The sequence below is a fragment of the Achromobacter marplatensis genome, assembly GCF_049060505.1.
Taxonomy (GTDB): domain Bacteria; phylum Pseudomonadota; class Gammaproteobacteria; order Burkholderiales; family Burkholderiaceae_B; genus Achromobacter; species Achromobacter marplatensis_A.
Map to the genome: position 1 here is coordinate 1 of NZ_JBMGRB010000022.1, position 6,533 is coordinate 6,533.

A 6,533-nucleotide genomic window follows, 5' to 3' on the forward strand; every position below is an offset into this window, starting at 1 on the left:
AGGCTGACACCGCCCATCGCCAACGCCGGCGCGTCGGGCGTGGCCGCCGCCTGCGCCGCCAACTGCTCCGGCACGCTCGGCACCCTGCGCGCGCCGCCGCCGTTGCCTTGCGCCAGCAAGGCAGCGCCTGCCGGCGAGCCACTTTCCCCATCGCCCAATCGCTCATCCGGCCGCTCGGTCAACCGGGCCAGCGTCGCCAGATAGTCTTGCGCCAGACGGCTGATCGCCTCGGGCGGGTAGCAGTCCGCGTCGTACACCCAGTTCAATTCCACGCGGCCGTCTTCCCATTCGGTACTGTGCAGCGCCAGTTCAAGCTGCGGCGCAACATCGGCCAGGGGAAACTCGTTGACCTCCAACGCGCCCAAACGATCCGGCGCGCGGCGGTCGACACGCTGGTGGTTAAAGAGTATCTGGAACAACGGGTGCCGCCCGCTGTCGCGCGCGGGTTGCAGGGCTTCGACCAATTGCTCGAACGGCAGATCCTGATGCCGCTGTGCCTGGCGCACCTGTTCGGCCGCGGCGTGCAGCATCTCGCCCAGCGTGACGCCCGCGCGCGCCCGGCTGGGGATGACCTGGGTGTTGACGAATACGCCGACCAGGTCTTCCGTGCCCGGCCAATGCCGATTGGCCGTCGCTACCCCTACCCGCACCGCCTCTTGCCCCGTCTGCCGATGCAGCGTCGCCTGCAAGCCCGCCAGCATGGCGGCGAAGAACGTCGTGCCCGCAACCTGGGCGGCCGCCTTCAAGCCCTGCACCTGCGTCGACGCCAGCGTCGCCCGGAGGCTGCCCGCACGGGCACCGGCCGCGCTCAGACGGCGGCCGGGCAAGAGCAGACCAGGATCGTCGTCGGGCAGTGCGGTGCGCCAATACGCCAATTGCCGGTCGCCCTCGCCTTGCGCCAGCAATTGGCGCTGCCAGACGGCATAGTCCACATACGCTAACGGCAATGGCGGCAGCGCAGGCGCGGCGCCGCGTGACAGCGCGTCATAGCAATGCGCCAGCTCGTCCTGCAAGCGCTGCAGCGACCAGCCGTCGGCGGCGATATGGTGCATCACGATGACAAGCACATGGTCGTCCGCCGCGCGGCGCAACAAGGCCGCCCGCAATACCGGCCCTTGCGCCAGGTCAAAGGGCCGTGCCGCCAGGGCCGTGGCTTCGCGGCGCAGCCGCGCATCGTCCAGCCCCACATCCAGGCATGGCAGCGGCATCGGCTTGGCGGGCAAGGCCTGTTGGCGTACCTCGCCGCCCGCCCCTTCCCGGTACACCGTGCGCAACGCGCCATGGCGGGCAATCAGGGTGTCCAGCGCAGCCTGCAGGGCGTCGACGGACAACGCCCCGCGCAAGCGTTGCGCGCCCGCGATGTGATACGCGCGGCTTTCCGGGTCAAGCTGCCACAGGAACCACAACCGCCGTTGCGCATAAGACAGCGGTTGGGGCTGGGCGCGCGCGGCCTCGTCCAACGCCGTGATCGTTAGCGGCGCAATTGGCTGCGCCGGCATCGGCTGCGGGCTGTCCGTCCGCGAACCGATCGCCTGCGAGCCTGACGCAGGCGGCGGCGTCTGGCCATCGCCGGCGGCGGCGGCCGCAGCCAGCGCGCGCAATGTCGGTGTATCGAACAGTTGACGCGGCGCGATGCGCATACCTTGCTTGCGGGCGCGTGCGATCATCTTCAGGCCCAGGATGGAATCGCCACCCAGTTCAAAGAAATTGCCATCACGGCCAATCGCCACCCCGCCCAACAGCTCGGACCAGATCGACGCCAGCCCGCGCTCCACGTCGCCTTGCGGCGCTTCCTGACCGGCCATGCCGGCCAACGCCGCGCCCGGCGCGGGCAACGCCCGGCGGTCCACCTTGCCGTTGGCCGTCAGGGGCAAACCGGCCAATTGCGTGAACCCGCCAGGCACCATGTAATCGGGTAAAAACGCCGCCAACGCGTCGCGCAAGCGCTCGCCAGACGGGCAAGCCGCACCCGCCACGTATGCGTGCAGCTGCAAGCGGCCATCCGCCGCAGGCACGGCCACGACCTCGGCCTGCGACACGCCGCCGATCCGGCGCAGGGCCGCGGCCACCTCGCCCGGCTCGACCCGATAGCCCCGGATCTTGACCTGGTCATCGCCACGCCCCAGGAATAGCAAGCGCCCATCCGCCAGGCGCGACACGCGATCGCCGCTTCGGTACATGCGGGCGCCGGCCACGAACGGGTCGGCCACATAGCGGTCGGCGGTCAGGTCAGGACGGCCTTGGTATCCGCGCGCGACGCCCGCGCCCGCCAGATAGAGATCACCCGGAAACCCTTCGGGCAGCGGCTGCAACGCCTCGTCAAGCACATAGGCGCGCAGGCCGTCCAGCGGCTGGCCCAGCGGCACCCGGCCGTCGGCCAGCGCCTCGGCCCGCCCGGCCACCGCACCCACGGTGGTTTCCGTCGGGCCGTAGTGATTGAACACCTGGCAGTCGGGCCGTAGCGTGCGTATTTGTTCAAGCAAGGCCGCGCCGAGGCTTTCGCCGCCGCACGCCAGCCAACGCCGGGGCAAGACACGCTGGGGGTGCGTTGCCGCCAACAGCGCCTGCAAATGTCCCGGAACGATCTTCAGCGCGTCGATCCGGTTCGCCTGCATATACTCGGCGAAGCCGTCAGCATCGAACGCCAGCCGGGCATCCAGCAGATGGAGTTCGCTACCCTGGCACAGAGCGCCGAATAGCACGGTGTGGCCCAGGTCGGCGGCAACCGTAGACACCATCGCCATGCTGGCCACGGGCGCGACGCCAAAACGCTGCTCCACCGCCATGGCGTAATTGGCCAGCGCGCCGTGCGGCACGACCACGCCCTTGGGTTGCCCGGTCGAGCCCGATGTATAGATGAGATAGGCCGCCTGATCGGGGTGCGGCGCCGGCGGTTGGCCAGCCGGCATATCCCCGACCGCGGTCGCGTCGAACCCCAGCACCGCCACGCCCTGCGCCCAATCGGGCGTCGCGTGCGCCAGCAACACCGTCGCGCCGCTATCGCGCAATTGGAAAGCGAGCCGCTCGGCGGGCAACTGCGGATCCAGCGGGACGAAGGCGGCGCCTGCGTGCCAGGACGCCAACAGGCCCAGGACGCTGGCGCACGACCGTTCGGCCAGCACCGCCACCCGGGCCTCCGGCCCCACGCCGCGCGCCCGCAACGCCTGCCCCAATGCGCGGGCGCGGCGGTCCAGTTCGCCATAGGTCCAGGCTTGCGCGGCGTCGCGCACCGCCGGCGCGTCCGGACGGTTGCGCACCTGATCCAGATAGCGCGCCATCACGGATACGGCCGCGCGGGCGGCAGCATCCGTCTCGCCGCTGGCCCGGTGCCAGGCCCGATCCGCCGCCGTCAGGCCGATCTGACCCAACGTCGAGTCAGGATTGGCCGCCAACGCTTGCAGCACCCGGGCATACGCGTCGGCAACCCGCCCGACGGCCGCCGCGGAAACGCGGCGCGGGTCATACAGATACTCCAGCCGCAACGCGGGTGTCTGGCCGGACGCCGCCTCCAACAGCGCGCGCACGGTCAACGGATAGTGGTTCCCGCTGTGCATGGCGACATCGCCCAGCCGCAGGCCGGCCGGCTCGGCATCGCGCAACGCCGCGTCGATGGGGAAGTTCTCGACTACCAGCAGCGTATCGAACAATGCCTGGCCGCCAGCGCCCGCCCAACGTTGCACCTGATGCAGCGGCGCATGCTCGTGGTCGCGCGCGGCCACATGGCGTGTTTGCTGCGCGCGCAGGCTGTCCGCCACGCGGCTGCCAGACGGCAATTCGGCAATAACGGGCAACGTGTTGATGAACAGGCCCAGCATCTCGTGCGCGCCGGGCAGCGACGCTGGCCGGCCTGACGTCGTCGCGCCGAACGCCACGATCTCCCGGCCCAGCAACCGGCGCAACACCAGCGCCCAGCCCGTCTGCAATACCGTGTTCAGGGTCACGCGCGCGTCGCGCGCCAGCCGCGTGACTGCGGCGGTTTGCGAGCCATCAAGGACTTGGATCCATTCAGCATGGCCGACCTGCGGCGCGTCGGCGTCGCCGCCGCCCAACACGGACGCAAGATACGTCGGCGCTTCCAGTGCGCGGGTTTCCCCCTCCCAGAAGGCCTGCGTCGCTGCCTCGTCGCGGCTGTCGCGCCACGCCAGATAGTCGCGGTAGCGCACCACCGGCGCCGTCAACGCCTGGCCTTGGTAGGCCCGCAACACGTCGCCCAGCAGCCGCGACGCGCTCCAGCCGTCAAGCAGCAGGTGGTGGCAGGTCCACAGAAAGGTCCACCCGTCGTCCGACCCGCGCACCAGCGCGCAGCGCATCAGCGGCGGCTGGGCCAGGTCGAATCCCGCGTCGCGCTCGGCCCGCGCAATACCGTCGATCCAGGCATCCCGGGATGCCGGCGGCACGGGGCGGCCGTCATGCTCGGACCAGGGCAGCGCTGCATCTCGAGCCACCCATTGCAGCCAGTCGCCGCCATGGGCCACGAACCCGCTGCGCAATGCCGCATGGCAAGCCAGCGCCTGGCTCCATGCCGCGCGAAAGCGCTGCGCATCCAGACCGCCGATGTCCGCGCGCAGTTGCATGACGTAGGCCTGCCCGCGCGGATCGAATTGCGTGTGAAACAGCATCCCGGCCTGCATGGGCGACAGACCCGACAGGTCCTCCAGGCGCGCCGCCGGAATGGGTAAGGCGTCCAATTGGCTTTGGCTCAGGCGCGCGTGCGGCACATCCGAGGGCGTCACGCCTTGCGGACCCGCCGCGCAATGCGCGATCAAGGCGGTCAGCGCCGCCTGGTATGCGTCCGCCAGCGCTTGCACGCGCGCCCGATCAAGGCGCTGCCCACTGAAGCCGAAGCTGATCGCCAGACGGCCGTCGTATACCTGGCCCTCCACCGACAAGGCATGCCATAGCGGCGCGCCGACATCCATCGTGGCGCCCGGCGCTTGCCCTGCCGGCTGCCATCCGCCGCCATGGAAACTGCCGTCGAACTGGCCCAGATAGTTGAACAGCACGCCGGCCGCCCGATGCGACGCGCCGTACAAGGGCCCGTAGGCCAGACCGTTGCGCGGCACGGCCCGCAGCGTCTCTTTCACACGTTTGAGCGCCTGTCCCGCTTCGCCGCGAGCGTCCAGCACCACCGGATACAACGTCGTGAACCAGCCGACCGTGCGCGAGAGGTCGGGCGCGTCATGCCCGGCCTCGCGGCCATGGCCTTCGATATCGATACGGACCGGTTTGGAGCCTTCCGCCGCGTCCGAGCTGCTCTGTTGCATCAGGGCTTGCGCCAGCGCGGTCAGCAGGATGTCGTTGATTTGCGTGCGATAGGCCAGCGGCGCTTGCCGCAACAACGCTTGCGTGGCCGCCGGATCCAAGGTGAAGCCCAGTTGCTCTCGTTCGCCTTCGCATCCGGGTAGGCGCATGGCGTCCGCCAACCACGCGGGGCCCGCGCTTGCCGTGCCATCCTGAGCCAGGCGCTGCCAGTATTCCCGTTCGGCGGCATCAAGCCGCGCCGGCAACCCTGCGACGTGCCGCGTCCATTCGCCGTAGTGTGCCGTCTTGGCCGGCAGCGGCGTTTGTCCGCCCTGCCGCGCCGCCTGATACGCCGCCTGCAGGTCTTCCAGCAGAATGCGCCATGACACGCCGTCGACCACCAGATGGTGAACCACCAGCAGCAAATGTTCTGTCCCGTCGGCCATGCGTACCGCCAACGCCCGCAACAATGGCCCCTGCGACAGCGTCAGGCTGCGCTGGGCCTCGTTGCAGCGGGCGGCCAATTCCTCGGCATCGGTGGCGTGCGCGGTCCACAGCAGGTCGGCGGGCACATCGTCTTCGGCGTAGCGCTGGGTCCAGCCCTGGCAGGCCTCGTAGAAGCGCAGCCGCAGGCTGTCATGATGCGCGACCAGCTGCGCCAGTGCCGCGCGCAAGGCGGATTCGTCCAGCGGGTCGGATGCCGTCAGCAACACGGCCTGATTCCAGTGGCTGCGCACTGGCATGGCTTGCCGGAAAAATTCGGCCTGGATCGGCAACAACGGCGCTTCGCCGACAGCCAGCGTGCGGCGGCTTTCGGACGGGCTGGCAATGGGCTGCGCTGCCAAGGCCAGCCGTGCAACGGTCTGATGCTCGAACACGTCGCGGGGGTTGATGCCCCACCCTGCCTGGCGCAGCCGCGCCACGATCTGCAAACTAAGAATGGAGTCGCCGCCCAGTTCAAAGAAGTTGGCATCGCGGCCAACGGTGGCGCAGCCCAGCACGTCGGCCCAGATAGCGGCGATGGCGGTTTCCGTCGGGCCTTCTGGCGGCGCGGCGTCGGCTTGATCATCGAACACCGGGGCTGGCAAGGCCTTGCGGTCGATCTTGCCGTTGACGCTAAGCGGCAAGGCGTCCAGCGCGATGATGCGCGACGGCACCATGTAATCCGGCAACTCGCGAACCAGCGCGGCGCGCAGCTTGTCGGTGTCGGCCACGGGCGCGACATAGGCCACCAGGCGTTGCCCGCCACCCGGGCCTTCAACGGCAGCCACCACCGCTTCGCGCACGCCTTG

The 6,533-nt window shown here is 69.7% G+C and carries 1 protein-coding gene; it reads right to left on the minus strand.

Annotation, left to right across the window (positions count from 1 at the left end; translation table 11 throughout):
- A partial coding sequence (locus ACI0FO_RS29300) for an amino acid adenylation domain-containing protein (protein WP_416032078.1) occupies positions 1-6,533 on the minus strand: 6,533 nt, incomplete at both ends.